27 protein-coding genes are annotated in these 21,434 nt (G+C 67.3%); 12 read left to right on the top strand and 15 right to left on the bottom strand.

Annotated elements, in window-relative coordinates; genetic code table 11:
• The first annotated feature begins 3 nt into the window (after positions 1-3).
• Complete coding sequence (locus tag KZ498_RS03525; protein ID WP_312616845.1) at positions 4-1,149, top strand: PQQ-binding-like beta-propeller repeat protein; 1,146 nt, start codon at positions 4-6, stop codon at positions 1,147-1,149.
• A 215-nt stretch (positions 1,150-1,364) separates the two neighbouring features.
• Here the strand turns inward: KZ498_RS03525 and lrp are convergent, their stop codons facing one another.
• From lrp to KZ498_RS03510, 3 genes are read right to left on the bottom strand one after another with little or no spacing between them, the layout of a single operon-like run.
• Positions 1,365-1,823, bottom strand: a complete 459-nt coding sequence (gene lrp, locus KZ498_RS03520) for an HTH-type transcriptional regulator Lrp (protein ID WP_312616843.1) — start codon at positions 1,821-1,823, stop codon at positions 1,365-1,367.
• 9 nt (positions 1,824-1,832) lie between these two features.
• Positions 1,833-2,198: a P-II family nitrogen regulator gene (locus KZ498_RS03515; protein ID WP_312616842.1), complete on the bottom strand. Its 366-nt coding sequence runs from the start codon at positions 2,196-2,198 to the stop codon at positions 1,833-1,835.
• The gene (locus KZ498_RS03510; protein ID WP_312616840.1) at positions 2,191-3,519 is read right to left on the bottom strand and encodes an ammonium transporter; all 1,329 of its coding nucleotides are present in this window, start codon (positions 3,517-3,519) and stop codon (positions 2,191-2,193) included. The genes KZ498_RS03515 and KZ498_RS03510 overlap by 8 nt, the downstream gene beginning before the upstream one ends.
• 465 nt (positions 3,520-3,984) lie before the next feature.
• Between KZ498_RS03510 and KZ498_RS03505 the strand changes: the two genes are divergently transcribed.
• Positions 3,985-4,203: a hypothetical protein gene (locus KZ498_RS03505; RefSeq protein WP_312616839.1), complete on the top strand. Its 219-nt coding sequence runs from the start codon at positions 3,985-3,987 to the stop codon at positions 4,201-4,203.
• A complete protein-coding gene (locus KZ498_RS03500) occupies positions 4,203-5,543 on the top strand; it encodes an ATP-binding protein (RefSeq protein WP_312616837.1) in 1,341 nt (446 codons plus the stop codon). Before KZ498_RS03505 ends, KZ498_RS03500 begins: the two co-directional genes overlap by 1 nt.
• 11 nt (positions 5,544-5,554) lie before the next feature.
• On the opposite strand, the gene KZ498_RS03495 is transcribed toward KZ498_RS03500, so the two are convergent.
• From KZ498_RS03495 to KZ498_RS03470, 6 genes are all read right to left on the bottom strand, one after another.
• Positions 5,555-6,034: a hypothetical protein gene (locus KZ498_RS03495; protein ID WP_312616835.1), complete on the bottom strand. Its 480-nt coding sequence runs from the start codon at positions 6,032-6,034 to the stop codon at positions 5,555-5,557.
• Positions 6,031-7,287 (bottom strand): DUF58 domain-containing protein, encoded by a 1,257-nt coding sequence (locus KZ498_RS03490; protein WP_312616833.1) that lies wholly within the window; start codon positions 7,285-7,287, stop codon positions 6,031-6,033. Before KZ498_RS03490 ends, KZ498_RS03495 begins: the two co-directional genes overlap by 4 nt.
• On the bottom strand, positions 7,284-7,811 hold the full coding sequence (locus KZ498_RS03485) for a hypothetical protein (RefSeq protein WP_312616831.1): 528 nt from the start codon (positions 7,809-7,811) through the stop codon (positions 7,284-7,286). The genes KZ498_RS03490 and KZ498_RS03485 overlap by 4 nt, the downstream gene beginning before the upstream one ends.
• A complete protein-coding gene (locus KZ498_RS03480) occupies positions 7,808-8,509 on the bottom strand; it encodes a DUF4129 domain-containing protein (RefSeq protein WP_312616829.1) in 702 nt (233 codons plus the stop codon). The genes KZ498_RS03485 and KZ498_RS03480 overlap by 4 nt, the downstream gene beginning before the upstream one ends.
• 104 nt (positions 8,510-8,613) lie before the next feature.
• On the bottom strand, positions 8,614-9,594 hold the full coding sequence (gene hemB / locus KZ498_RS03475; RefSeq protein WP_312616827.1) for a porphobilinogen synthase: 981 nt from the start codon (positions 9,592-9,594) through the stop codon (positions 8,614-8,616).
• 46 nt (positions 9,595-9,640) lie between these two features.
• Positions 9,641-10,369 (bottom strand): competence/damage-inducible protein A, encoded by a 729-nt coding sequence (locus KZ498_RS03470; protein ID WP_312616826.1) that lies wholly within the window; start codon positions 10,367-10,369, stop codon positions 9,641-9,643.
• Between the two features lie 177 nt (positions 10,370-10,546).
• On the opposite strand from KZ498_RS03470, the gene KZ498_RS03465 reads away from it, so the two are divergent.
• Both KZ498_RS03465 and KZ498_RS03460 read left to right on the top strand, forming a co-directional pair.
• Positions 10,547-10,684: a hypothetical protein gene (locus tag KZ498_RS03465; RefSeq protein ID WP_312616825.1), complete on the top strand. Its 138-nt coding sequence runs from the start codon at positions 10,547-10,549 to the stop codon at positions 10,682-10,684.
• Positions 10,685-10,806: 122 nt separating this feature from the next.
• Complete coding sequence (locus KZ498_RS03460) at positions 10,807-11,556, top strand: NAD(P)-binding protein (RefSeq protein WP_312616824.1); 750 nt, start codon at positions 10,807-10,809, stop codon at positions 11,554-11,556.
• A gap of 36 nt (positions 11,557-11,592) precedes the next feature.
• Here the strand turns inward: KZ498_RS03460 and KZ498_RS03455 are convergent, their stop codons facing one another.
• Entirely contained in the window at positions 11,593-13,677 is a 2,085-nt protein-coding gene (locus KZ498_RS03455; RefSeq protein ID WP_312616823.1) for a (Fe-S)-binding protein, read from the bottom strand.
• 143 nt (positions 13,678-13,820) lie between these two features.
• On the opposite strand from KZ498_RS03455, the gene KZ498_RS03450 reads away from it, so the two are divergent.
• Both KZ498_RS03450 and KZ498_RS03445 read left to right on the top strand, forming a co-directional pair.
• Positions 13,821-14,441 (top strand): conditioned medium-induced protein 4, encoded by a 621-nt coding sequence (locus KZ498_RS03450; RefSeq protein ID WP_312616822.1) that lies wholly within the window; start codon positions 13,821-13,823, stop codon positions 14,439-14,441.
• A 350-nt stretch (positions 14,442-14,791) separates the two neighbouring features.
• A complete protein-coding gene (locus KZ498_RS03445; RefSeq protein ID WP_312616821.1) occupies positions 14,792-15,454 on the top strand; it encodes a hypothetical protein in 663 nt (220 codons plus the stop codon).
• Between the two features lie 30 nt (positions 15,455-15,484).
• Here KZ498_RS03445 and KZ498_RS03440 read toward each other — a convergent pair whose 3' ends face one another.
• The 3 genes from KZ498_RS03440 to KZ498_RS03430 are packed head-to-tail and all read right to left on the bottom strand — an operon-like array spanning position 15,485 to position 16,850.
• Positions 15,485-16,066 (bottom strand): L-threonylcarbamoyladenylate synthase, encoded by a 582-nt coding sequence (locus KZ498_RS03440; protein WP_312616820.1) that lies wholly within the window; start codon positions 16,064-16,066, stop codon positions 15,485-15,487.
• Positions 16,067-16,068: 2 nt separating this feature from the next.
• Positions 16,069-16,578, bottom strand: a complete 510-nt coding sequence (locus KZ498_RS03435) for a redoxin domain-containing protein (RefSeq protein WP_312616818.1) — start codon at positions 16,576-16,578, stop codon at positions 16,069-16,071.
• The gene (locus KZ498_RS03430) at positions 16,578-16,850 is read right to left on the bottom strand and encodes a glutathione S-transferase N-terminal domain-containing protein (RefSeq protein ID WP_312616817.1); all 273 of its coding nucleotides are present in this window, start codon (positions 16,848-16,850) and stop codon (positions 16,578-16,580) included. The genes KZ498_RS03435 and KZ498_RS03430 overlap by 1 nt, the downstream gene beginning before the upstream one ends.
• Before the next feature lie 100 nt (positions 16,851-16,950).
• Between KZ498_RS03430 and KZ498_RS03425 the strand changes: the two genes are divergently transcribed.
• Together KZ498_RS03425 and KZ498_RS03420 are read left to right on the top strand one after the other, a co-directional pair.
• A complete protein-coding gene (locus KZ498_RS03425; protein ID WP_312616816.1) occupies positions 16,951-18,336 on the top strand; it encodes a hemolysin family protein in 1,386 nt (461 codons plus the stop codon).
• 48 nt (positions 18,337-18,384) lie between these two features.
• Positions 18,385-18,756 (top strand): cupin domain-containing protein, encoded by a 372-nt coding sequence (locus KZ498_RS03420; RefSeq protein WP_312616815.1) that lies wholly within the window; start codon positions 18,385-18,387, stop codon positions 18,754-18,756.
• Positions 18,757-18,777: 21 nt separating this feature from the next.
• Here the strand turns inward: KZ498_RS03420 and KZ498_RS03415 are convergent, their stop codons facing one another.
• Entirely contained in the window at positions 18,778-18,990 is a 213-nt protein-coding gene (locus tag KZ498_RS03415; protein WP_312616814.1) for a hypothetical protein, read from the bottom strand.
• A gap of 59 nt (positions 18,991-19,049) precedes the next feature.
• Between KZ498_RS03415 and KZ498_RS03410 the strand changes: the two genes are divergently transcribed.
• From KZ498_RS03410 to KZ498_RS03400, 3 genes are all read left to right on the top strand, one after another.
• Complete coding sequence (locus KZ498_RS03410; protein ID WP_312616813.1) at positions 19,050-19,364, top strand: hypothetical protein; 315 nt, start codon at positions 19,050-19,052, stop codon at positions 19,362-19,364.
• A gap of 30 nt (positions 19,365-19,394) precedes the next feature.
• Complete coding sequence (locus KZ498_RS03405; protein WP_312616811.1) at positions 19,395-19,808, top strand: SRPBCC family protein; 414 nt, start codon at positions 19,395-19,397, stop codon at positions 19,806-19,808.
• 120 nt (positions 19,809-19,928) lie between these two features.
• Entirely contained in the window at positions 19,929-20,135 is a 207-nt protein-coding gene (locus KZ498_RS03400) for a hypothetical protein (RefSeq protein ID WP_312616810.1), read from the top strand.
• Here KZ498_RS03400 and KZ498_RS03395 read toward each other — a convergent pair.
• Positions 20,132-21,376, bottom strand: a complete 1,245-nt coding sequence (locus KZ498_RS03395; RefSeq protein WP_312616809.1) for a GTP-binding protein — start codon at positions 21,374-21,376, stop codon at positions 20,132-20,134. The genes KZ498_RS03400 and KZ498_RS03395 overlap by 4 nt on opposite strands.
• Positions 21,377-21,434: the final 58 nt, after the last annotated feature.

Below are 21,434 nucleotides of genomic sequence, written 5' to 3'. Positions count from 1 at the left end.
GGTGTGCTCGCCGGCTGCAGCGCCTTGGGTGAGAACCCGGATGCAGCACCGTTCCACGACGGCGACTGGCGTTCGTACGGCAACGGCCCGGCCAACACGAACCGCGTCGCAAGCGGCGTACCCGAGGCCGACGACTACGATATTCTCACCGCAGGTGGGTGGCCGTACACGCCGCCTGTTGTCCACGACGGTGTCGTGTACTTCGCCGCCGACCGGCAGGTCGTCGCGGTCACACCCGACGGGAACGAGCAGTGGGAGCGCCGCCTCGATAGCGAGGTTTCCGGTGCGCCGGCCCTCGACCCCGGTCGGCGTCGTCTCTACGTCCCGACACGGGTCGTCCGGACGACCGACGCCCCGGACCCGGCACCCGCATCGGTAACCGTCCTCTCGCTTGCCGACGGCGAAGTCATCGATACAGTCCGCGTCGGGGACAGGCGGACGTACGGCGTCACCATCGCTGAAGGCGACGTGTACGCTCGAAGCGCCACAGCCTGCGTTCGATTCGGGTCCGACGGAACCGAGCGCTGGCGGCAGCCACTCGACCCACTCGTCTACGACGAGTACAACCTCGGCGATTTCACCGCAACACAGGTCCCACCCGCCGTCACCGCAGACGGAGTGTACGTCCCCGACCGGAACTCGCTCGTGAAACTCGACCCCGAATCCGGCGAGGAACGCTGGCGGGTCCCCGTGGATACGGCCCGCGCCGCGTCGGTTGTCGACGGTGAGGGCGTCGTTCAGACCGGCCACCAGGAAACTGTCGCGGTCGATCACTCCGGTGCGGTCCGCTGGCGGCGCGACCTCCACAGTCGTGCCGGGGCTGCGACGGCCGCTAACGGCGATATCTACGTCGCTGCAGGCGACCTCCACGAACTCGACCCCCGGACCGGCGAGACGACCTGGCAGGCCCACCTCCCGAGCGAGGGCACAGCGGCCCCGGTGGTGACTGACGAACACGTGCTCGTCGTAACCGGTGATGTCCGTGTCTTTCGCAGAACGACCGGTGGCCTCCTCGCCCCGGACCGCGAGCACTGGCGGATGTCCTCCGTTCACGCAGTCGAGTACTCGTCACCGGTCATCGCGGCCGGCAGAACATTCGTTGTCGGTCCCGCCGGGCTAATCGCACTCAAGCCCACAGAGACCGATTGAGACGGAATATGATACCAACTCGCGACCGATAGTGTGAGAGCAGTGCGCCCTCGGAACGGACTCGAATACGAAAGCCACGACCGAGGGTACCGGTGCAGAATCGAACGCCTGAGAGAGTGAAATGGGACGGTTGACTGTCCCGCTACTGAACAGTGGATATCCCGACTTTTCTACGATACTCTGGACCGACAGCGAAAAGAGAACTGCGGGCGTCTTCAGGCGTCAGTCCCGTCGACCGGGAACTGCTCGTGTTCGCACACCGTATTCAACACGACCGACGTCGAGGCAGATCGGATGTCTTCGTCGGTCAGCAGCGTCTTTATCCGCTCGTTCATCGACTGCGTGTCGGTGAACTTCCCGACGGCCACGATGTCGTGGGCGCCGGTCACTTCGTAGACCGCGATCATCTCGTGTCGGTCCCGTAACTGGTCCACCACCCGTCCGAGCCCGTCGCCCTCGACGGAGAGCTGGAACACGGCGGTCACGTCGTAGCCCAGCGCCCCGTAATCGATGTCGACGGTGTATTCGTCGATCACACCGGTCGCCTCCAGGTCGTCCATCCGGCGCGACACCGTGGTCGCCGCGATACCGGTCGCGGCGGCGACGTCACGGGCGCTCGCCCGGCCGTCCTGGAGCAGTGCGTTCACAACCTGTCTGTCGGTATCATCGACCATTTCGTCCGCTCAGACTGCCTCGGGGCCTTCTTTACCGGTCCTGACCTGGTAGGCGTTGTCCACGGGGAGGACGAATATCTTGCCGTCTCCTTTCTCGCCGGTGTGGGCACCGTCGGCGATGGCCTCGACCACGTCGTCGGCGGGGATGTCGGCGACCACTGTCTCGACTTTGACCTTCTGGTGCAGGTCGACGACGTACTCCTCGCCGCGCCACTGCCCCTTCTTTGCGGGCTGTGAGCCGCGGCCGGAGACGTTCGTCACTGTCAGCGACGGGGCACCGACCTCGGCGAGCGCCTTCTTCACGTCGCCGAGTTTGTCCGGCCGAACCATTGCCACGATCATCTTGATTTCGGAATCGTCGGTTTCTTCAGTCATCCTTGGAACCTCCGTCAGTACGCATCTTCGTGCTTACTTTGCCACCGTCGGCAACGACGCTTTCGCCGCCGCCGAACTCGGGGTAGGTCTCGACGCCGTGCTCGCTGACGTCCAGCCCTTCCTGTTCGTGTTCGGGCGTGACTCGGGCCTGTCCGATCGCTTTGAGAGCGTACCAGATGAGGCCAGTGGTCACAATCGTCCAGCCACCGATGACGGCGACGCCGACCACCTGCACGACAAGGGCGCTGCCGATGGAGCCGACAGTGCCCGAAGTCGCGACGAGCGGGTACATGATGGTGCCCAGGACACCCGCACTACCGTGGACCGGGAACACAGCACAGACGTCGTCGATCTTCATCCGGTTCTCCATGAAGCTGAACACGATCGGTAGCTGGCCGCCAGCGAGAACGCCGACCAGGATTGCACCCCACCACGTCGTGGTGTCGGGAATCGCCGTGATGCCGACCAGCCCGGCGAGCAGCCCGTTTGCGACGTACAGCGTGTCGACCTTCCCGGTCTTTACCCACGCCATCAGTCCGGCACCGATGGCACCGCAGGCCATCGCGATGGTCGTCGTCATCGCGACGCGGCCGACCGTCGCGAAGGCACCGAGAGCGAGCGCGCCGTCCTCGACGACGAACACCGTCGCGGCGGTGCCGACGTTGAAGCCGTACCAGCCGAATGCGAGGATAAGCGTCCCCAGCACGGCGAAGGTCATCGAGTGGCCGGGAATGACGTTCGCGGAGCCGTCCTCGTTGTACCGGCCCATGCGTGGACCCAGCACGTAGGCGGCCGTGAGACCGGCGATACCGCCCATGCCGTGGACGATCATCCCGCCGGCGAAGTCCTTGAACACCACGCCGCCAATGCTGATGTGGGAACCGGCCCACGTGAGCCCGGTGACGACGGGGTAGATAACCGCGGCCAGCAAGATCGTGTACGTGATGTACGCACGGAGCTTAGCTCGCCCGGCGACTGCGCCGGAGACGATGGTCGCCGCCGTCATCGCGAAGACGGCGCCGAACAGCCACCCGACGTAGTCGTTTGCGGCCGAAGCGCCGAACGCCGGCGCGAATGACCCGGTCCCGACCAGCGACGAGATGCCGGAGCCGACGAGGAAGAACAGCAACACCCCGACCGACCAGGTCAGGAGGTTCTTCGTCAGCTGGTTCGCGACGTTCTTCGAACGCACCTGCCCCGCCTCCAGCATGGCGAAGCCCGCGTGCATGAAGAAGATTAGGAACGATACCACCAGTACCCACAGCAGGTTAACCCCCTCTGCGAGTACGCTCGGATCCACCTGTAGTGCAGTGACACTCATTTCTATCTCACCTGTTTCGTTTTCTTATCTGCAGCCGTCTGCATGTCCAACTTTGCCCCACTTTGGCTCAACTTCTTCAACTCTTTCACGAGAAACCCTCTGGTAACACCACTACATAAGGCTTGCCTTTATGAATACGGAAATTAGAGGGGATGTGGTAGACGACCGTCCAGATTATGGTATGATATTATGGATATAAGGTTGTTCTCCGTCAAGAAAGCCAGTATATGCACACTGGTATTTTGGACGTTTGTCGACCCCGGTTCCGGCCGGAGGGGGCCAAATAGGCCGTTTTCGCTTGCGCGCGCTGTCGGTCCGGCGGGTGTTGCCAGCGACAACAGGGTTATACCTCGTGGCCACAGATTCGGATTCAGTATAAATGTCCGGGAGAAAGTGTGTATATGTAGTACAGACAGTCGACAAACTGTACAAATCGATTGCAGCTTGGAGGTTCGGAACCTGATTATGGCTTCGGACCACTATCCCCCCGTTCCGGACCAGTCGACGGCCGTGACAGAGGAACGGGCCGTCGCGAACGCACAGGGTGCACTGGAACTCGCGCTGACACGGACTGGCGGCCGCGAGTACCTGACGCTCACGGCCTCGCCGCGTGGCACTGTGGGCGAGAAACAGCCGGTATCGCACCTGTCGGGCCCGCCCTTCCTCCGAGTCCGAGACGACTGATGTTCGGCATCGACGACGCTGGTCGGTTCACGTTCGCGACAGACGAGTTCGCCGCACTGCTCGGCCGGACGCCTGACGAACTTGTCGGGACACCTGTTGAAGCGGTCGTCGCAGCCGAGGACCGCGAGACACTGGTCACAGCGAGACAGGCCGTCAGCAGTGCGTCGGACCGGCTGACCAGAACCTGCCAGGTTACGCTCCCGCAAAGCGACCTTCCTGGTCCAGTTCCGGTTGAGCTCACGACGGCGGCCGACGGGTCCGTCGTCGGCTCGCTCTGTCGGCCGACTCGGTCGGCCGACCCGTTCCGGTACCTGTTCGACCTCATCCAGGACGCCGTCGTCGGCTTCGAAATCGTCAACTACGTCCCGATTGTGCGAACGGTCAACCCCGCGTTCGTCGAGACCTTCGGGTACGACCCCGAGGAGATCGTCGGCGAACCGCTTAACGACTACATCGTCCCCGGCGACCGCGTCGAGGAGGCAATCAACTACGACCAGCGGACCGCCGAGGGCGAGATAAACTACGCCGTCGTCTCCCGGAAAACGGCCGACGGCTGCCGGGAGTTCATCTACCGCGGGGTCCCGTACGACACGGCCGACGGCCGCCGCTGTGGGTTCGCCATGTACACGGACGTGACCGACAGCAGGCGGCAAAAGCGGCGGCTCCGCGTGCTCCATCGGGTCCTGCGGCACAACCTCCGCAACGAGCTCTCCGTCGTGTTCGGGATGTCCGAGTACGTCCGTGCCAACGCAACCGAGTCGGCCGTCTCGCTGGCCGCGTCCCGCGCCCTCGACGCGGCCGACCGCCTCGCCGCCGTCAGCGAGACGGCCCGCAACGTCGAGACCGCGCTCGACGGGGACTCCGGGCAGCCGGTCGACGCGGCGGCGCTTGCCCGGGCCGTCGCCGACAGCTACCGCCCCGACACGCCGGTCGAGACGGACCTTCCCGAGACGCTCCCCGTCTCCGGCGGGACGGCGGTCTACGACGCCGTCGACAACCTCGTCGAGAACGCGGTCGGCCACACGCCCGACGGAACCGCCGTCCGGATCACTGCCGAGCGGGACGGCCAGGACGCCTTTGTCCGCGTTCTCGACGACGGTCCCGGTATCCCAGCCGTCGAACGGGCCGTCGTGTTCGAGGACGCGGACATCACCAACCTCCAGCACGGGAGCGGCCTCGGTATCTGGCTCGCCCGCTGGGTCGCCGAGGCGGCCGGCGGCGGCATCGAGTACGAGCGGGCCGACGGGTGGACGACGGTCTCGCTCAGGCTCCCGCTCTCCGACGCCGACGACGTGCTCACGCTGGCCGACACCGTCGGTCCCGAACCGACGCGGCAGTGACCGCCGGCCGGCTATCGCCTGAGCGCCGCGGTCAACGCGACTGCCCCCAGCACGACGCTGGCCAGCGCCAGCGGCGACAGCGCCGGGACGTCCAGCCGGAACAGCAGGGTCGTCACCACGACGCTGCCCCCGACCAGTCCCGTCGTCCCCGCGACGTGAGCTATCTCGACGGGCGTCCCGGGTGCCGTCCCGAGGTCCGCGTAGAGGTCCATGGCCGCGTGTGCGAACGTCCAGGCCAGCACCGTCGCGCCGCCGGCGACCAGCACCGTTGTCGTGGTTGCGCCCTGGAGCGCGGCCACCAGCAGCGCGAGAAACAGCATCGCGCTGGCGAGGTCGACCAGCCGTCCGGACTGGGTCAGTTGCCCGCCGGCGAGCAGCACTGCGCCGACGAGGGCGGCTGCCGTCGAGACGGCGCTGATACCGGCGGTAAACAGCGCCACGACGCCCGCCGAAAGCGCTGCGCCGCCACAGACGACCCCGGTCGGCCTCATCGGCCACCCCGCCAGGCCCGCTCGGTGACCTGTTCCAGCGGTTCCGCCGCGGGCCAGTCGTGGATGGCGATGCCGGCCGCTCGCAACCGGCGGAGCCGTTCGCGGCGTTCGAGCCGCGCCAGCCGGTGTCCCGCCGTGTCCGTCGCGGTCGGGTCGGGACTCAGGACCGTCACCGGGTGGCCGCTGGCGGCGAGACGGCGGACCAGCGCCTCGCTGTCGTCGTCACACAGCGGGCCGAGGAAGACGACGTTCGCCGCCGTCGGCAGCTGTGCGACGAGCTTCGTCGTGTCCGGCGTCCGGGTGACCGACGTCGCGGCGAAGGCGCGGTCGGTCCTGAGCAGGTCACGGGCCCGTTGCTGGTGGGCGGCGCTCGTCCCCGGCGCGAGCCACGCCCCCTGTGGCGAGTACGCCGCGACGCCGACCTCGTGGCCGTCCTCCGGGAGTCCCTCGACGAGCGCGACGGCGGCCATCGTCGACCGCTCGATTGCGGTCTCGGCGTCCGGGCGCGGTGCGAGGGCGGCGGCCGCCCTGGCGTCGACGACGACCACGACCGTCGCCGACTGCTCGCGGCGGAACTCGACGGTCCGAAGGTCGCCGGTGCGGGCGTACTGGTTCCAGTCGACGCGGGAGAGCGGGTCCTTCGAGCGGTGCTCCCTGACCGCGTAGAAAGACAGGCCCTCGCCGCCCTCGTCGACGGGGACCGTCCCGGGCCGGCGGGCCACCGCCGGGACCAGCGGCAACAGCGCCGACCCCGCCGGCCGCTCCCAGGTGACGGTGTCGGGCTCGGCCGTGACGCGGGCCCGCCTGGCGACGACGCCGACCACGTCCCTGACGACGACCGTCGCCGGGTCGAACACGCAGCGGTCGGTCCCGCCGGTAATCTCGTAGGTTATCGTCGTCGATGCGCCGGGGCGTAGCGCCGTCCCCAGCGACGCCGACCCCTCGACCACCCGAACGGAGTCCGGCACGCCGTCGGCGAGCCGGAGGTCCGGAACCGTCCGCGAGCCGTCGTTGCGGACGGTCACGGCGACGGTCACCCGTTCGCCAAGCGCCGGCTCGGTCGGGGTGATGGACCGCTCTACCGACACGTTCGCGGCCGGCGGGACGGCGACGCGGTCGTACGCGCTCAGCGTGACGCCGAGCCCGCCAAGCAACACGAGCGCGGGGACCTGCCCCACCAGCCCGACGCCGACCGCGACCAGCGCGGCCCCGGCCAGCCCGAACCAGCGCCCGGTGCGGTGGGTCTCGCTCATCGCTCCTCGTCGCGCCGCCGGAGTTCGGCCGTCGCGTGGGCGACGCGCCGCTGGAACGGGGCGATGCCCGAGAGCCACCCTGCCAGCCGCGCCCGGAGCGATGTCGGTGTCCCGTCGAACAGTTCCCGCGCCGGTTCGCTGTCCGTCCACGCGCCGGAGCGGAGGGCGTCCGTTGCCTCGTCGGGGGAGAGCCCGTCACGTTCGAGGACGGTGACCGCGACTCCTTCGACGCGCCGCCGGATGGCTTCCTGTCCGGCCCCGGCGCGAAGCGCCTCGTCGATATCGTCGCCGGGGACCGTGACGTACTGGCTGTCGGTGTCCGGGAGCGCCACGCCGCGCTCGCCGTCGAGGGAGCGAACGAGAAGCGCCAGCAGCGCGACACCGCCAGCGAAGACGGCCACGGCGAGTATCGGCAGGTCAGAAACCGCCCCGGAGGGCAACAGTGGCGCGCCGAGGGCGGCGAGTCCGACGCCGACGGCTGTCGCGACGAGGCCGAGTGCCAGCGGGACCCGGCGCAGCGTCACGTGTCGCCCTCCCCGCCGTCTTCGCCCTTCGAAGCCACCCCGTCGGGACTCGCCGCGATGTCGTCCGCACCGTCGGCGGCCCGTTCCAGCGCCTCGCGGGCCCGGGACTCCAGGTCGGCGTCCGGCCGCGCCCGTCCGTAGCGGACCTGCTCGAACACCGACCGCAACGAGCCGACGGCGGCGGGGTCGGCACCGGCCGCCGTCGCATCCGCTTCGATGTCTCGCGGCGTCGACGCCCCGTCGTCTGCCGTGACCGCCTCTTCGAGGGCGGCCCACGCGCGGTACACGTCGTTGGTGAGCGGGACGTCGATTTCGGCCGCGTTGTGTGAGGCTGTCCTCGCGGACTCCGCGGTTGCGACGGCCGGCGTCTCGCCGTCCGTCCCGTCGATCCTCCGGCTCTGGCCGGCCAGTCGCCAGAGGACGACCAGCCCGACCGCGAGGCCGACGGCGAGCGCACCGACTGCCGGGGCGGGGACACTCGGCAGTAGCGCGCGGGCGCCGTTCTCGCTTTCCGGCGGGTCGATGCTACCTGGCGGGTCGCTGAGCCCCTGTCCGTCGGGGTTGTCGATCTCGCTGTCGTCCCGGCTCATCTCCGCCCGGTCGGACCCGGTTGCGGCGTCGAGACTCGCGGCCCCGACGCTGAACGACAGCAGCGCGATCGCGGCGACGACCGCCACGAGGAGGGACTGTCGCTGCATACGTCCACTCCGCTCCTGGCGCATGAATAGGTTAGGGACCTGTTGCTCGCCGGGACTCTCCACCGGAACGATTCAAACAGGTACCGCACGGAGCGTGGCCCCGCTCAGAGCTGGTCCGCGAGGTCCTCGGCGAAGTAGGTGAGAATCAGGTCCGCACCGGCCCGCTTGATAGACAGCAGCGACTCGTAGGCGACCGATTCGAGGTCGAGCCACCCCTTCTCGGCGGCGGCGTGCAACATCGCGTACTCGCCGGAGACGTTGTAGGCGGCGACGGGGTGGTCGTAGGACTCCCGGACCGCTTTGACGATGTCAAGATACGGGAGCGCGGGCTTGACCATCAGTACGTCCACGCCCTGCTGGACGTCGAGGTCGACCTCGCGCCTGGCCTCGCGTGCGTTCGCGGGGTCCATCTGGTAGTGCCGCCGGTCGCCGAAGGCCGGCGCGCCGTCGGCGGCGTCCCGGAACGGGCCGTAGAAGGCCGACTCGTATTTCGCGGCGTAGCTCATGATGGGCACGTCGGTGTCGCCCTGCGCGTCGAGGGCGTCCCGGATAGCGCCGACCATGCCGTCTATCATGCCCGACGGCGCGACCATGTCGGCCCCGGCCGCGGTGTGGCTCGCGGCGATTTGCCCCAGCAGGTCAAGCGTCTCGTCGTTTCGCACCGTCAGCCGCGGGTCCTCGGCGGCGTCGTCTTCGAGGACGCCGCAGTGGCCGTGGTCGGTGTACTCACAGAGACAGACGTCCGTGATGACGTAGGCATCGGTCGCGCCGGCAATCCGGCGCGTCGCCTCCTGCACGACGCCGTCCTCGGCCCAGGCGCGGCTCCCGCGCTCGTCTTTCGATTCCGGGACGCCGAACAGCATCACCGCCTCGACCCCGGTTTCGAGGACCTCCTCGACGCGCTCGACCGCCCCCTCGACCGGGACCCGTTCGTGGCCCGGCATCGTCTCGATGGGGACCCGTTCGTCGGTCGTCGCGTCGACGAACACCGGTGCGATGAGGTCCGACGCTGTGAGCTCCGTTTCGCGCACCAGCGGTCGCACGCCGTCGGTTCGCAGGCGGCGCGGACGCTGTGTCAGGTTCATACTGCCTCTTTAGTCCGTGGCCGGCATCAACCCACCGCTTACAGACCTACTCCGTCTCGATTCGCTCGCGGAGCCAGGCCGCCGCGTCGGCGACAGTCGTCGGGTCGTCGCCGGTGACTTTCACCCGCCCCGGCGTGTCGTCCTTTCGCGGATAGCTCCCGACCGCCACGTCGAACTGCGCGCGGGCCGCCGTGATGTGGGTGACCAGCGCGCCCTCCGGCGCGGGCGTGTGAAGCGTCTCCGCCGTCCGGTCGCCGTCGAACTCGTCAGCGACGGTCTCGTACATCGCCTTCAGTTCCTCGGGGATGCCCGGGAACACGTACACGCCGTCGATAACACAGCCGGCGGCGAAGCTCTCGTCGGTCAGCAGCGCCTGCCCGCCCTCGGGGACCGCCGCCCACGCGTCGAGGTCCAGGTCCATGTCGTAGCGGTCCACCAGCTCGGGGTTGTCGTCGGCGAACTGCTCGGCCTTCGCTTCGAGGTGTGTCCGCACGTCGTCGGGCACGACGAGGTCACGGCCGAACGCTCGCGCCACGGCGGCCTTCGTCACGTCGTCGGGTGTCCCGCCGATGCCGCCGGTGACGATGACCGCGTCGAAGGCGTCGTGGTACCGCGCCACGGCGTCGGCGATGACCGCCTCGTCGTCGGGCACAGTCAGGACGCGGGTGACGCTTGCACCGGCAGCCGTAAGCTTGCGGCCCAGCCACGAGGCGTTCGTGTTCTCCGTGTCGCCAGCGAGCAGTTCGTCACCGACGGTGAGCAGTGCGACCTCCATTACCTCGCTGTGGGGGTCTGGCGGCGTTAAGCGTTTGGCTGACGCGTGGCTGTCGAGACAATCTCTGTGGCCGCCATCTCACGGTGGCCAGAATATATTAATGCCATATAATGCCATTAGACTCTGTCTAGTCATATTCCGATAACATACATATGTCCGGTCCGGTAATCACGAATCATGGTACTTGTCACCAATTGTGCTGACTGCGTCAAACGCATCTACCCCGACCGGAGCAGTGAACCGAGCACGGACCGCGACGACGCCCCACCGCTCGACGAAGCCTCTACAACATCCGATGAGACACTGACAGACTGACAGTACCGGATTGGCAGTGCCGGGCTGACGCTGTCGGCGAGGAACCGCGCCGGCCCGCCGTCGGGCCCGCGCCACCCGGAGTACTGTGCCACAACAGCAGCCCTCGGTAGGTAGCTACAGCAATGGAACACAGTGACAACACTACAGGCACGGACCGGTCGCTGCTCCGCCAGCTTTCCAGACCGGTGCTCGCGTTCGTCGGACTGGTCGCCGCCGGTGTGATCGGATTCGTCACGCTGGGCGGCGTCGGCGTCGTCAACGCCCTGTTCTGGCTGCTCGACCCCACGAGCATCGAACTGCACTTTCAGACCCACGACGGGCCCGCGACGCTGGTCAAGGGCTACGCCATCGTGGTGTTGACCGGTCTCGTCGTTGCCGGCCTGTGGACCGGTGAGACAGCGCTATCGGCGGCCTTCGGCGGCCAGATTCAGACGGAGCTCTCACGCATGCAAATCGCCCAACAGATCGAGAAACTGGACGACCACGTCGTCGTCTGTGGCTACGGGACGTTCGGACAGACTGTCGCAGAGCAGGTCGGCGACACGGACACCCAGGTAGTGGTCATCGAACAGCAGACAGAACAGTACGAACGGGCACTCGACGACGGTCACCTCGCGCTGGAGGCCGACGCGAGCCGCGAGGACGCGCTGACCGACGCGGGCGTCAAACGAGCCGATACCGTCATCGGCGCGATCGACGACACGAACGCGAACATCCAGATTGCGGTGCTTGCCAGCCAGCTCGCGCCCACTGTCCGGCTCATCGTTCGGGCCGGCGACCGGCAGGACGAGACCGTAGCCCGCCGCGTGGGCGCGGACGAGGTGATAATCCCCGAAGTCGTGAGCGGGAAGCAGGTCTGTGAACGACTGTAACCCGGCCCCCTCGCATCCGCCGCCTGGACCTGAAGCTCAGACCCCCGTCTCGACCGCTTCGGCCAGCAGTTCCGTCACCCCGACGACCTCGATGTCGTCCTCGTAGCCGCCGGTCTTGCGCCCGTCCTCGTACATCGTCATGCACATCGGGCAGGCGACGACGAACTTCTCGACGGCCGCGCCCGCCTCGGTGTCTTCCAGGGCCTCGCGCAGGCGCTCCTCGCTGGGTTTGGTCTCCTCTTCGAGGTCCATCCAGAGGCCGCCACCGCCCCCGCCACAGCAGAAGGAGTCGTCCCTGTTGCGGGGCATCTCGTGGAGGTCGGTCCCGGTAGCCCGGATGAGCTCGCGCGGCGCCTCGAACTCGCCGTTGTAGCGGCCGAGATGACAGGGGTCGTGGTAGGTGACAGTGTAGTCGAGCGCCGACCCGGAGAGGCCAAGCGCCCCTGAACTCGCGAGGTCGGCGACGACCTGCGTGTAGTGGAACACGTCGTCTTCGCCCCACTCGCAGGCCTCGAACTCGGGGTACTCGTTCATGAACGTGTTGTAGGCGTGGGGGTCCGTCGTGACGATGGACTGGAACTCACAGTCCAGCATCGCCTCGGCGTTGTCCTCGACGAGCATCTCGTAGAGCCCCTCCTCACCGACGCGACGCACGTCGTTGCCGTCGGTCTGTTCGGCCTCGTAGAGGATTCCGTAGTCGAGGTCGGCGGCTTCGAAGACGCGAGCCAGCGCGCGTGCTACCTTCTGATTGCGCTCGTCGTAGCTGGGGTAGTCGCCGACGTACCAGAGGTACTCGACGGGCTCGTCGCGGGCGTCCGGCACCTCGAAGTCGAGGTCCTCGGCCCAGTCGGGCCGGGCGCGCTCAGGGTCGCCGAAGGTGTTGCCGTGCTGGAACACGTTCATCATCGCGTCCTGGACGTGTTCGTCCATCTCGCCGGCTTCGGTCAGCCGGCGGTTCATCTCGGTGAACTGCGTGACGTGTTCGATGTCGACCGGACAGGCGTCCATGCAGGCCATACAGGACATGCACGACTCCATCGTCTGGGCGTCGATGACAGATGTGCCCCCGTCGGCGATGATGGGCACGTCCTCGCCGCCGGCGTCCCGGTCCTCGCGGTAGCGTTTCAGGTCCAGAATGACGTTTCGCGGGTCCAGCGGCCGGCCGGAGGCCTTCGCCGGACAGACCGACGAACACCGGCCGCACTTGGTGCAGGCGTCGTGGTCGAGCAGCTGTTTCCAGGAGAAGTCGTCGATTTCGCTGGGGCCGATGTCCTCGGGGGCGGCGTCGCTCGGCACGCCCGGCAGTCGCACGCCGGCGTTCTCGTCACGAGCGACGAGGTTGGCAAACGACGAGAGCATGTGGAACGGCTTCGCGTAGGGGATCCAGGCGACGAACCACAGGGCGACCAGCGAGTGGCTCCACCAGACGAACGGGTACGCACCCGCCGCCATCGCCGGCGTCATCCCGGCCACGACGAGCGCTTCCTTGACCGACCAGCCGACGAAGCTCACCGTCTCGAAGGAGACGTCCCGGACCGTCGAGGTGCCGAGAATACGGACGCCTTCGGTGAGGTAGCCGCCGACGCCCAGCACGAACAGCGCGCCGAGAAACAGGTCGTCCTCCCGGGAGGTGTGGCGGTCGTGGAGACGGTCAAGCCGGCGGCCGTAACGCCGCCACAGCGCGACACCGACGCCGACGACGAACAGCAGCCCCATCGCGTCCATCACGAACGAGTAGGAGAGGTAGAAGCGACCGACGAAGAAGGACTCCCCGGTCAACGGTCGATAGAGGTCCATGTCGATACCCAGAATCGTCGTCCCGATGAGCAGCGTCAGGAAGCCCCAGACGACGAACGCGTGCATCACGCCTGCGACGGTGTCGCGGTCCAGTTGCTTCCGGTTCGACAGCGCCAACTGTGCCGCTGCAACCGTCCGCCGGGGCAGGTCGTCCAGCCGCTCGAAGGGGTCCTCGCCACCCCGGGCATAGCGGCTGACGCGGCCGTAGACGCCGTAGAGAAAGACAATAATGGCGAGCGCTGCGAGATAGTAGAACAGCGCCTTCCCCACGTCACCGATGCGCCAGAACGTCGGGCGCGTGGTCGTCTGGAGTATAGTTGACATACGGTAACACGTGTTACCTGCCCGCTTAAATCTTGCCACGCCCCGTCGCCGTCCTGCGGGAATTACAGAACTGTTGAAAGTTTCTCCCCGTTACGTTACCAATCCGACAGATATATGACGCCCGAGACGTAGTTTAACGTTCGATGGACGAGAAGACCGAAGAACTCCGTGACATCTTCTTGGACGTCTCCGACGATGGGGCTGTGACGGAGTCTCAGGAGGCGTCGAGAGGGTCCCTGGCCGATACTGACGAGGCCGGTGTCGCGGACCGACTCGGTGACGTCATCGCGCGGATGCGCGAGCGGTACGAGTTCCGGACCGACCTCGCCGACGAGGCCCTGACGACAGCGGTCCGACTGTTCTACGAGGGGGCCGACGACGGGACTATCGCGGCCCAGGTCGGCGCGGACGAGCCCGACGTGGTCGAGGCGCGGTTGGACCTGCATCTCCTCCGCGACGAGGACACAGAGGCACCGTTCGACCTGGCCGAGTTCCGCCGCCGCGTCGCCAACGACGACCCGTCCGTCGCCGAACTCGCCGCCGAATTCGACATCGACGAGTCCTGGAGCGCCCACTACCGCCGCGTCGTCGCCGCACAGGACGCCGCCCGTCGGGTGTCCCACCGGTTCCAGAGCGAGTTCGAGGACGTGCTCACCGACGCCGGGCTGTCGACACAGCACACCGCCGCGCTCCGCGACGACGGCCTCGACGAGGCCACCGAGGACATCGACTCGCTGGATTCCGGCGCTGACGTGTCGATGTGACGCTGGGCATTCTTCTACATTGGCTGTCGAATGAGGGTGGTGTTTAGCACTAACGAAGTAGCGGGTTAGAAAGCCCCCGCGTTCTCAGCTCCCGCGGCTCGCTGTCGTTCGAGAGAGCGAAGCTCTCTCGTGATGACGAAAGACGCAGAGCGTCTTTCGAACCACGCTCCAGCAGGTGCTTGCTTCACCGGGAGAGCGAAGCTCTCCCGAGCCCGCGGCAGAGCCGCGGACGCCGGGGTTCGCTGAGAACGCGGCCCCTTTCTGGCTGTTCTTGACTTCTGCTCACTAACTAAACACTGCCGTTCTACCCCGCCGAACCTTCTTGTAGGGGAACGCGGCCATCCGGAGCCATGCCGACCCACACGTTCCGAGAGCTCGAAACGGCCGCCTACTGCCCGCGGAAGCTCTACTACCGTCGCCGCGACGGGGCAGGCGAGATCCCCGACGAGATAGAGGCGGTTCGCCGGCTCGCTCTCGATTACGAGCGGCTGCTGACCGACGACGCCGCCCTGCTGGCCGCCCCCATCGAAGTGGGACCGGACGAGTACCGCGACCGGATTCGGGGGCTCCGGGACCGGCTGGCCGACTGGGACGCGCTGGTCGCGCCGACGGCGACCGACGCGTATCTCGAAGGGAAAGACGCCCGCGGTGTCGCACACAAGGTCGTCGCCGGACAGGACGGGCCGGTCCCGTCGCTCGTGTTCGCCGGTCGACCGCCCGAAGACGGTGTCTGGGAGCCACAGACCGTGCGACTGGTCGCCGCCGCGAAGGCGCTCTCCTGGGAGCGCGAGCGCGACATCGACACCGCCTACGCGGAGTATCCGGCCTACGGCGTGATCCGGCGCGTCGACGTGAACGCGCGGCGGGCCGGCGTCTACCGGCGGGCAGTTCGGACTGCCGACAGCATCGACGGGCCGCCGGGGCGGGTACGCACCGACGCGAAGTGTCCGCCCTGCGAGTTCGGTGACGACTGCGGCGTCAAAACCCGGTCGCTGCGGTCGATGTTGCGGTGAGTCGGTCGGGCGCGATTGACGGCTCGGCTGTCAGTCCCGGGCCGCCAGCCACGACTCGACGGCGTCGGCGCGCGCGCCGCGGCGGTGGACCGTCCCGGCGTCGACGTCCACGACCGTCGAGCCGGTCCCGCCGGTCTGGCCGCCGTCGAGAACCACCGCGGCGCGCTCCCGGATGGCGTCGAGGTCCTCGACGGAGCGAGCGCTCGGGTTTCCGGATATGTTGGCGCTCGTGGCCGTCAAGGGTCCGGTTTCCGCGAGCAGTTCGAGCGCCATCTCGTGGTCGGGGACCCGGACCCCGACGCGGTCCCGGCCGGCGACCAGCACGTCCGGGACCGTGTCGCGGCGCTCGAGGACGACGGTGACCGGGCCGGGGAGGAACTCGCGCATGAACGCCAGTTCCCGGTCGCTCGGGCGCGTGTACTCGCGCGCGGACTCGACGCTGGGGACGGCCAGCGACACCGGCTTGTCGCGCTCGCGGCCTTTCGCCTCGAACACCCGCTCGACTGCGGTGGCCGACAGCGCGTCCGCGCCGAGGCCGTACACCGTTTCCGTCGGATAGACCACGAGGTCGCCGTCCCGGACCGCTGCCGCGGCGTCGTCGACCGTCGCCATCGTCAGAGCTGGGCCTGGACTTCGTCGTAGTCGGGGAAGTCGGGCCACTCCGCGGCGACCCAGGCGTACTCGACGGTCCGGTCGCTATCGAGGACGAACACGGACGGGCGCGGTTCCTCGATGCCGGTCATCCCGTCGAGGTCCATGTCGATGCCGTACTCCCGGGCGACGCCGTTTGCCGGGTCCGAGAACAGCCGGTAGTCCCCCTCGATTTCCCGCTCTTCGAGCAGCTGCTTGTGCTCGTAGGGTGTCGAGATGGAGACGCCGACGACGGTGGCCTGCTCGTGCCACGCGCGGTCGCGGATCTCGTTCCAGACGTAGGTCGCCGGGAACGCACCGTCCATCGCGTGGAAGACCAGCACGACCCGTTCGCTGTCGGCACACAGCGACGCCAGCGACTCGTCCTCCCAGAACTCGTCGTTGACGAGCGGGCGTGTGAAATCCGGCGCAGTGTCACCTTCCTCGGGGTGGTCGACCGGGTCGAGGTCGACGACGTCGAAGTCGAGGTCCATCAGGCCGCACCTCCCTCTGTCGTGTCACCGTATGTCCGCTCCAGATACGCGACGATGTTCGCGCTCTCGGACATCGTGACGCCGGTGTTCTCGTCGACGATAGCCGGTACGGTCCGCTTGCCGGACAGCCGCTTGACCACGTCGCGGTCGGAGTGCATGGGCTCGACGAACCGCGAGCGGTAGTCGAGGTCATACTCGTCCAGCGTTCGGACGACGCGTTCACAGAACGGACACGCCTGCAGCCGGTACAGCGTGATGTCGGACTCGCTCATACTCTGAGCGGCGATACGCGCGAAAGGCGGGTAAGGGCTTCGCTGGCGTGCCCCCTTCATGACAAGCCTTAATCCGCGTCCATCACAACTTCGACCGTTGATGGCCCTGGATCCACCTGTGCCGTTTGAGCTGTCTACAGCGACGTTGCAGGCTATCGAATACGCTGGCGTCACGATACCCGAAACCGTGGTGTTGGTCGGTGGTGTCACCACTATCGTTATTCTCATCGTCCTCTCGGCGTTCTTCTCGTCCTCGGAGATCGCGATGTTCTCGCTACCGGCCCACCGGACTGAGGCCCTCGTCGAGGACGGCGTTCTGGGGGCGAAAACGCTCAAACAGCTCAAGGCGGACCCGCATCGCCTGCTCGTGACGATTCTCGTCGGCAACAACCTCGTCAACATCGCGATGTCCTCCATCGCGACGGGGCTGCTGGCACTCTATCTCTCCCAGGGACAGGCCGTCGCGGTCGCGACGTTCGGCATCACCGCCCTCGTGCTGCTGTTCGGCGAGAGCGCGCCCAAGAGCTACGCCGTCGAGAACACCGAGTCGTGGGCGCTGCGCATCTCCAAGCCGCTCAAGTTCGCCGAGAAGGTGCTGCTCCCGCTCATCCTCCTCTTTGACTATCTCACCCGCGTCGTCAACCAGTTTACCGGCGGCCGGTCGGCCATCGAGACCTCGTATGTCACCCGCGAGGAGATACAGGACATCATCGAAACGGGCGAGCGTGAGGGCGTCCTCGACGAGGACGAACGCGAGATGCTCCAGCGCACCCTCCGGTTTAACGACACTATCGCCAAGGAAGTGATGACCCCGCGGCTGGACATGACCGCGGTCGCAAAGGAGGCTTCCGCCGAGGAGGCCCTGGAGACGTGTATCCACAGCGGCCACGCCCGCATCCCCGTCTACGAGGGGAGCCTGGACAACGTCATCGGCGTTATCCACATCCGCGACCTCGTGCGGGACCTCAACTACGGCGAGGCGCTGGCAAAGGACATGGACTTGGAGGACCTCATCGAGCCGACCCTGCACGTCCCCGAGTCGAAGAACGTCGACGACCTGCTGACCGAGATGCGGGCCGAGCGCCTCCACATGGTCATCGTCATCGACGAGTTCGGGACCACCGAGGGGCTGGTGACGATGGAGGACCTGACCGAGGAGATCGTCGGCGAGATACTCGAAGGCGAGGAGGAAGAGCCCATCGAGTACGTTGACGACGACACGGTCACGGTCAAAGGCGAGGTCAATATCGAGGAGGTCAACGAGGCGCTGGACCTGGACCTGCCCGAAGGCGAGGAGTTCGAGACCATCGCCGGCTTCATCTTCAACCGGGCGGGTCGGCTGGTCGAGGAAGGCGAGACCATCACCTACGACGGCGTGGAGATCCGCGTCGAGCAGGTCGAGAACACGCGCATCATGAAAGCTCGCGTCGTCCGTCTCGCGACCGACGAGACGGAGTCGGTCGACGCCGAAGAGGCCACGGACTGATTAGCTCGGTAGCATCCTTTTACGTTGGTCGCCGGTGACACCGATGCTATGGGATACCAGCATCTCTCCGTCGACGACATCGAACCGACACCGGACCGACCCAGCGTCCAGCGCTCTATCAGCGACGCGGCCGGCCTGGAGAACGCGGCCGTGAACGTCTACGAGGTCGCCCCCGGCGAGGACATCCCGCTCGCGTATCACTACCACGACGACCAGGAGGAACTGTTCTACGTACTCTCGGGCACGCTGGCCGTCGAGACTCCCGAAGGGACCTACGAGGTCGGCGAAGACGAGGCGTTCGTCGTCGAACCGGACAGCCCCCAGCGGGCGCACAACCCCGCGTCGGCGACCGACCCGGTACGGACGCTCGTCGTCGGCGCGCCCGCGGTAGACGACGTCCATCCCTACGACCCGGAGTGAACCCGGCAACAGACCCGACCGCTACTGCAGCGTGATGGCGTAGGTCAGCGCGAACAGGAGTATCGCGCCGGTCGCGACGTTGACCGCCGTCAGCTCCGCCGCGCCGATGACGCTCAGTCCCCAGACGATAGTGGCCGCAAACGTCGTCGAGAGCACGACGTTCATCGCGATGAGTACCCGCGGGTCTCCCTCTGACCCGCTCGCCCCCTCCTCGAACCCGTTCGCGTCGCTCATGCCCACGAACACGGTCGGGACGCCCCTTAGCTCTTTGGCAGGCGGGCCTAACGTGACGTATGGACGTTCGGAACCGCGACGGGGACCCGGTCGACCCGGTCCCGTTTCTCGTCTGCACCGCGATGGCGGTACTGCTGCTTTTCTCCGTCGGCCCGCTGTACGGCCTCGCCTACGGGCTGCCGGTGTGGGCCGGGCTGACCGGTGCGACAGCCGGGACCGTCGCCGTCGCCGCCGTCGCGTACCACCGGCTGGTCTGGACGGCCCCACCGCCCTCGGTACGGATAGCCCCGGAGCTCCGGTTTCAGCGCCTCGTCTACATCGGCATCGCCGTCGCTATGCTGTTGCTTGCCGTCTCGGTCCCGCTGGCCCTGTGATTTACCACCCCGCTGTGCATGGGGACTGGTATGCGCGAGGTCGAACGCTCTCGGTTCGTGATGGCGCGGCCGCCGGCTGTCCACCGTACACTCTCCCCGGAAGCAGTCGTCGCGGCCGAGGGAACGTTCACAGTGACGGCTGTCGAGGAGACTGAGACGGGAACGCTGGTCACTGCCGCCGGCCCGGGGATGTCGGTGCCGCTGCGCTTTGAGACGCGGGACGACGGGCTCCGGTACACCGCCGAGGGCGACGTCGGTCCGTTCGACCACCTGGAGACCCGTATCACCGTTACGCCGGAGGAAAACGGCTCACGGCTCACGATGCGCTCGACCGTCTCGCTGAACCTGCCGCTGCCCTTCGCCGACCGCATCGCCGCCTGGAAGCGCGGCAACGAACTGGAGCGGGCTCTCGATGAACTGGCGGCGGACGTACCCGGAGCGTGAGACGACGGGTCGGGGCACTGGAAGTGGATGCGTGGCACTGAGCGACGCCGCTGCCGCTGGTCGTGAGACGGTTGCACACAACCACGGTACGTTTAGTAGCCGTAATTTCAATATACGTTCATGAGCATCCTCGACAGCGTCAAGGAGGCACTCACGTCACAGTCGGAGACGAAGTCCCGCCCCGACGACGGCTCGCAGGGCGCGTACTGGTGTGACGACTGCGGCGTTCGCATCAGAGACGTCGAACTGGAGGGCGAGCCGGTCTGTCCGGACTGCGGGGAGGAGATGCGCTTCGAGCGCGCGGCCGGTCGTGACTGCGCCTGCTAGGGGCTCCGGATCACCGTCTCCTCGCCCTGTTCCGCCGGGAACGGACCCGTGAGCGACTCGCTGTCCGTCCATTCGGTGTCCGTGACGAGCGCGTCGTCGAGCGCTGTCCGAAGGGCGTCTTCGTCGTACTCAGTTCCGATGAACACAAGCTCCGTCCGGCGGTCGCCGTGCTCGTCGTGCCAGTCGAGCTCCGGCCGGTTCGACCGGTACATGTCACGCTCTACCTCTGGGAGGCTGGCGATCCATGGGCCCTGTGCCTCGGCCCGTATCGAGGGACCGGCCTGCCCGACGACGACGCGGCGCTCGTTGCCCGCAAGCCAGACGGTCCCCTTCGAACGGACGACCCCCGGCGGGAGGTCTCCCAATACGTCCGCGAGACGGTCGGGGTGGAACGGCCGGCGGCGGCGGTAGGTGAAGGAGGTGACGCCGTACACCTCCTCTGGATGGTGGTGGTCGAGTTCGTGGTCGCTGTCGCTCTCATGGGCATCGGTTCCGCTGTCGCCGCCGTGTCCGGCCCCGGCCAGGGCGCGCTTCCAGCCCGGCAGGTCGCTGATCCGGTCCGAGTCGAACAGCCCGCGGTCGAACAGCCGGTCGGGGTCGACCTCCGAGAAGGTCGTTCGGACCGTCTCGGCGTCGGGCTGGAGCGCCCGCACCAGTTCCTCTGCCTCGTCCAGTTCCGCGTCGGAACAGAGGTCCGCCTTGTTCAGGAGGACGACGTTCGAGAGTTCGACCTGTTCGACCATCAGGTCCGAGAGCGGGCGGTCGGTGTCTCCCTCGGCGTTCGCTCCTCCGGCCCCCCGGCGCTCGGGCGTCTCGCCGGCGAACGCGTCGAGAAACAGCCTGGTGTCGAGGACGGTAACGAGCGTGTCGACGCGATACAGCGCGGCCACGCGCGATTCGGTAGTGAACAGCCGCGCCACGGGGGCCGGCTCGGAGATGCCAGAGGACTCGACGACCAGCGCGTCGAAATCGCGGTCGTTCGCCAGCCGGACCACAGCCGTTTCGAGGTCGTCCTGCAGCTCACAGCAGATACAGCCGTTCGACAGCTCCGCGACGCCGTCGTCCACGTCGAGCTCGGACCCCTCGGCGATGAGTTCCGCGTCGACGTTGACTGTCCCCATGTCGTTGACGAGGACGGCGATGTCGCGGTCGCCGGCCTCGGTCAGCAGATGGTTCAGCAGCGTCGTCTTCCCGGCCCCGAGGCTGCCGGATAGAATCGTGACAGGAATAGTGTCGCGCATACCCTCTGTTGTGGACCGGTTCCCTTCAAATCGCGGCTCCTTTCCGGTGGCCGAACAC

Origin of the sequence: Haloarcula sp. 1CSR25-25 (genome assembly GCF_032027985.1) — an archaeon.
Taxonomy (GTDB): Archaea; Halobacteriota; Halobacteria; order Halobacteriales; family Haloarculaceae; genus Haloarcula.
Note: the sequence above shows the minus strand (reverse complement) of the source record. Positions and strands in the feature narration are given on the sequence as shown.

Bases quoted from the DNA above. Each gene is read 5' to 3' on its own strand.
- KZ498_RS03505 (WP_312616839.1), top strand. From the start codon at position 3,985: ATGGCTTCGGACCACTATCCCCCCGTTCCGGACCAGTCGACGGCCGTG.
- KZ498_RS03405 (WP_312616811.1), top strand. From the start codon at position 19,395: ATGCGCGAGGTCGAACGCTCTCGGTTCGTGATGGCGCGGCCGCCGGCT.
- KZ498_RS03510 (WP_312616840.1), bottom strand. From the start codon at position 3,519: ATGAGTGTCACTGCACTACAGGTGGATCCGAGCGTACTCGCAGAGGGG.
- KZ498_RS03470 (WP_312616826.1), bottom strand. From the start codon at position 10,369: ATGGAGGTCGCACTGCTCACCGTCGGTGACGAACTGCTCGCTGGCGAC.
- KZ498_RS03515 (WP_312616842.1), bottom strand. From the start codon at position 2,198: ATGACTGAAGAAACCGACGATTCCGAAATCAAGATGATCGTGGCAATG.
- KZ498_RS03500 (WP_312616837.1), top strand. From the start codon at position 4,203: ATGTTCGGCATCGACGACGCTGGTCGGTTCACGTTCGCGACAGACGAG.
- KZ498_RS03415 (WP_312616814.1), bottom strand. From the start codon at position 18,990: ATGAGCGACGCGAACGGGTTCGAGGAGGGGGCGAGCGGGTCAGAGGGA.
- KZ498_RS03435 (WP_312616818.1), bottom strand. From the start codon at position 16,578: ATGGACCTCGACTTCGACGTCGTCGACCTCGACCCGGTCGACCACCCC.
- KZ498_RS03410 (WP_312616813.1), top strand. From the start codon at position 19,050: ATGGACGTTCGGAACCGCGACGGGGACCCGGTCGACCCGGTCCCGTTT.
- KZ498_RS03490 (WP_312616833.1), bottom strand. From the start codon at position 7,287: ATGAGCGAGACCCACCGCACCGGGCGCTGGTTCGGGCTGGCCGGGGCC.
- hemB (WP_312616827.1), bottom strand. From the start codon at position 9,594: ATGAACCTGACACAGCGTCCGCGCCGCCTGCGAACCGACGGCGTGCGA.
- KZ498_RS03465 (WP_312616825.1), top strand. From the start codon at position 10,547: ATGGTACTTGTCACCAATTGTGCTGACTGCGTCAAACGCATCTACCCC.
- KZ498_RS03480 (WP_312616829.1), bottom strand. From the start codon at position 8,509: ATGCAGCGACAGTCCCTCCTCGTGGCGGTCGTCGCCGCGATCGCGCTG.
- KZ498_RS03445 (WP_312616821.1), top strand. From the start codon at position 14,792: ATGCCGACCCACACGTTCCGAGAGCTCGAAACGGCCGCCTACTGCCCG.
- KZ498_RS03400 (WP_312616810.1), top strand. From the start codon at position 19,929: ATGAGCATCCTCGACAGCGTCAAGGAGGCACTCACGTCACAGTCGGAG.
- KZ498_RS03440 (WP_312616820.1), bottom strand. From the start codon at position 16,066: ATGGCGACGGTCGACGACGCCGCGGCAGCGGTCCGGGACGGCGACCTC.
- KZ498_RS03455 (WP_312616823.1), bottom strand. From the start codon at position 13,677: ATGTCAACTATACTCCAGACGACCACGCGCCCGACGTTCTGGCGCATC.
- KZ498_RS03425 (WP_312616816.1), top strand. From the start codon at position 16,951: ATGGCCCTGGATCCACCTGTGCCGTTTGAGCTGTCTACAGCGACGTTG.
- KZ498_RS03395 (WP_312616809.1), bottom strand. From the start codon at position 21,376: ATGCGCGACACTATTCCTGTCACGATTCTATCCGGCAGCCTCGGGGCC.
- KZ498_RS03495 (WP_312616835.1), bottom strand. From the start codon at position 6,034: ATGAGGCCGACCGGGGTCGTCTGTGGCGGCGCAGCGCTTTCGGCGGGC.
- KZ498_RS03460 (WP_312616824.1), top strand. From the start codon at position 10,807: ATGGAACACAGTGACAACACTACAGGCACGGACCGGTCGCTGCTCCGC.
- KZ498_RS03420 (WP_312616815.1), top strand. From the start codon at position 18,385: ATGGGATACCAGCATCTCTCCGTCGACGACATCGAACCGACACCGGAC.
- KZ498_RS03450 (WP_312616822.1), top strand. From the start codon at position 13,821: ATGGACGAGAAGACCGAAGAACTCCGTGACATCTTCTTGGACGTCTCC.
- lrp (WP_312616843.1), bottom strand. From the start codon at position 1,823: ATGGTCGATGATACCGACAGACAGGTTGTGAACGCACTGCTCCAGGAC.
- KZ498_RS03430 (WP_312616817.1), bottom strand. From the start codon at position 16,850: ATGAGCGAGTCCGACATCACGCTGTACCGGCTGCAGGCGTGTCCGTTC.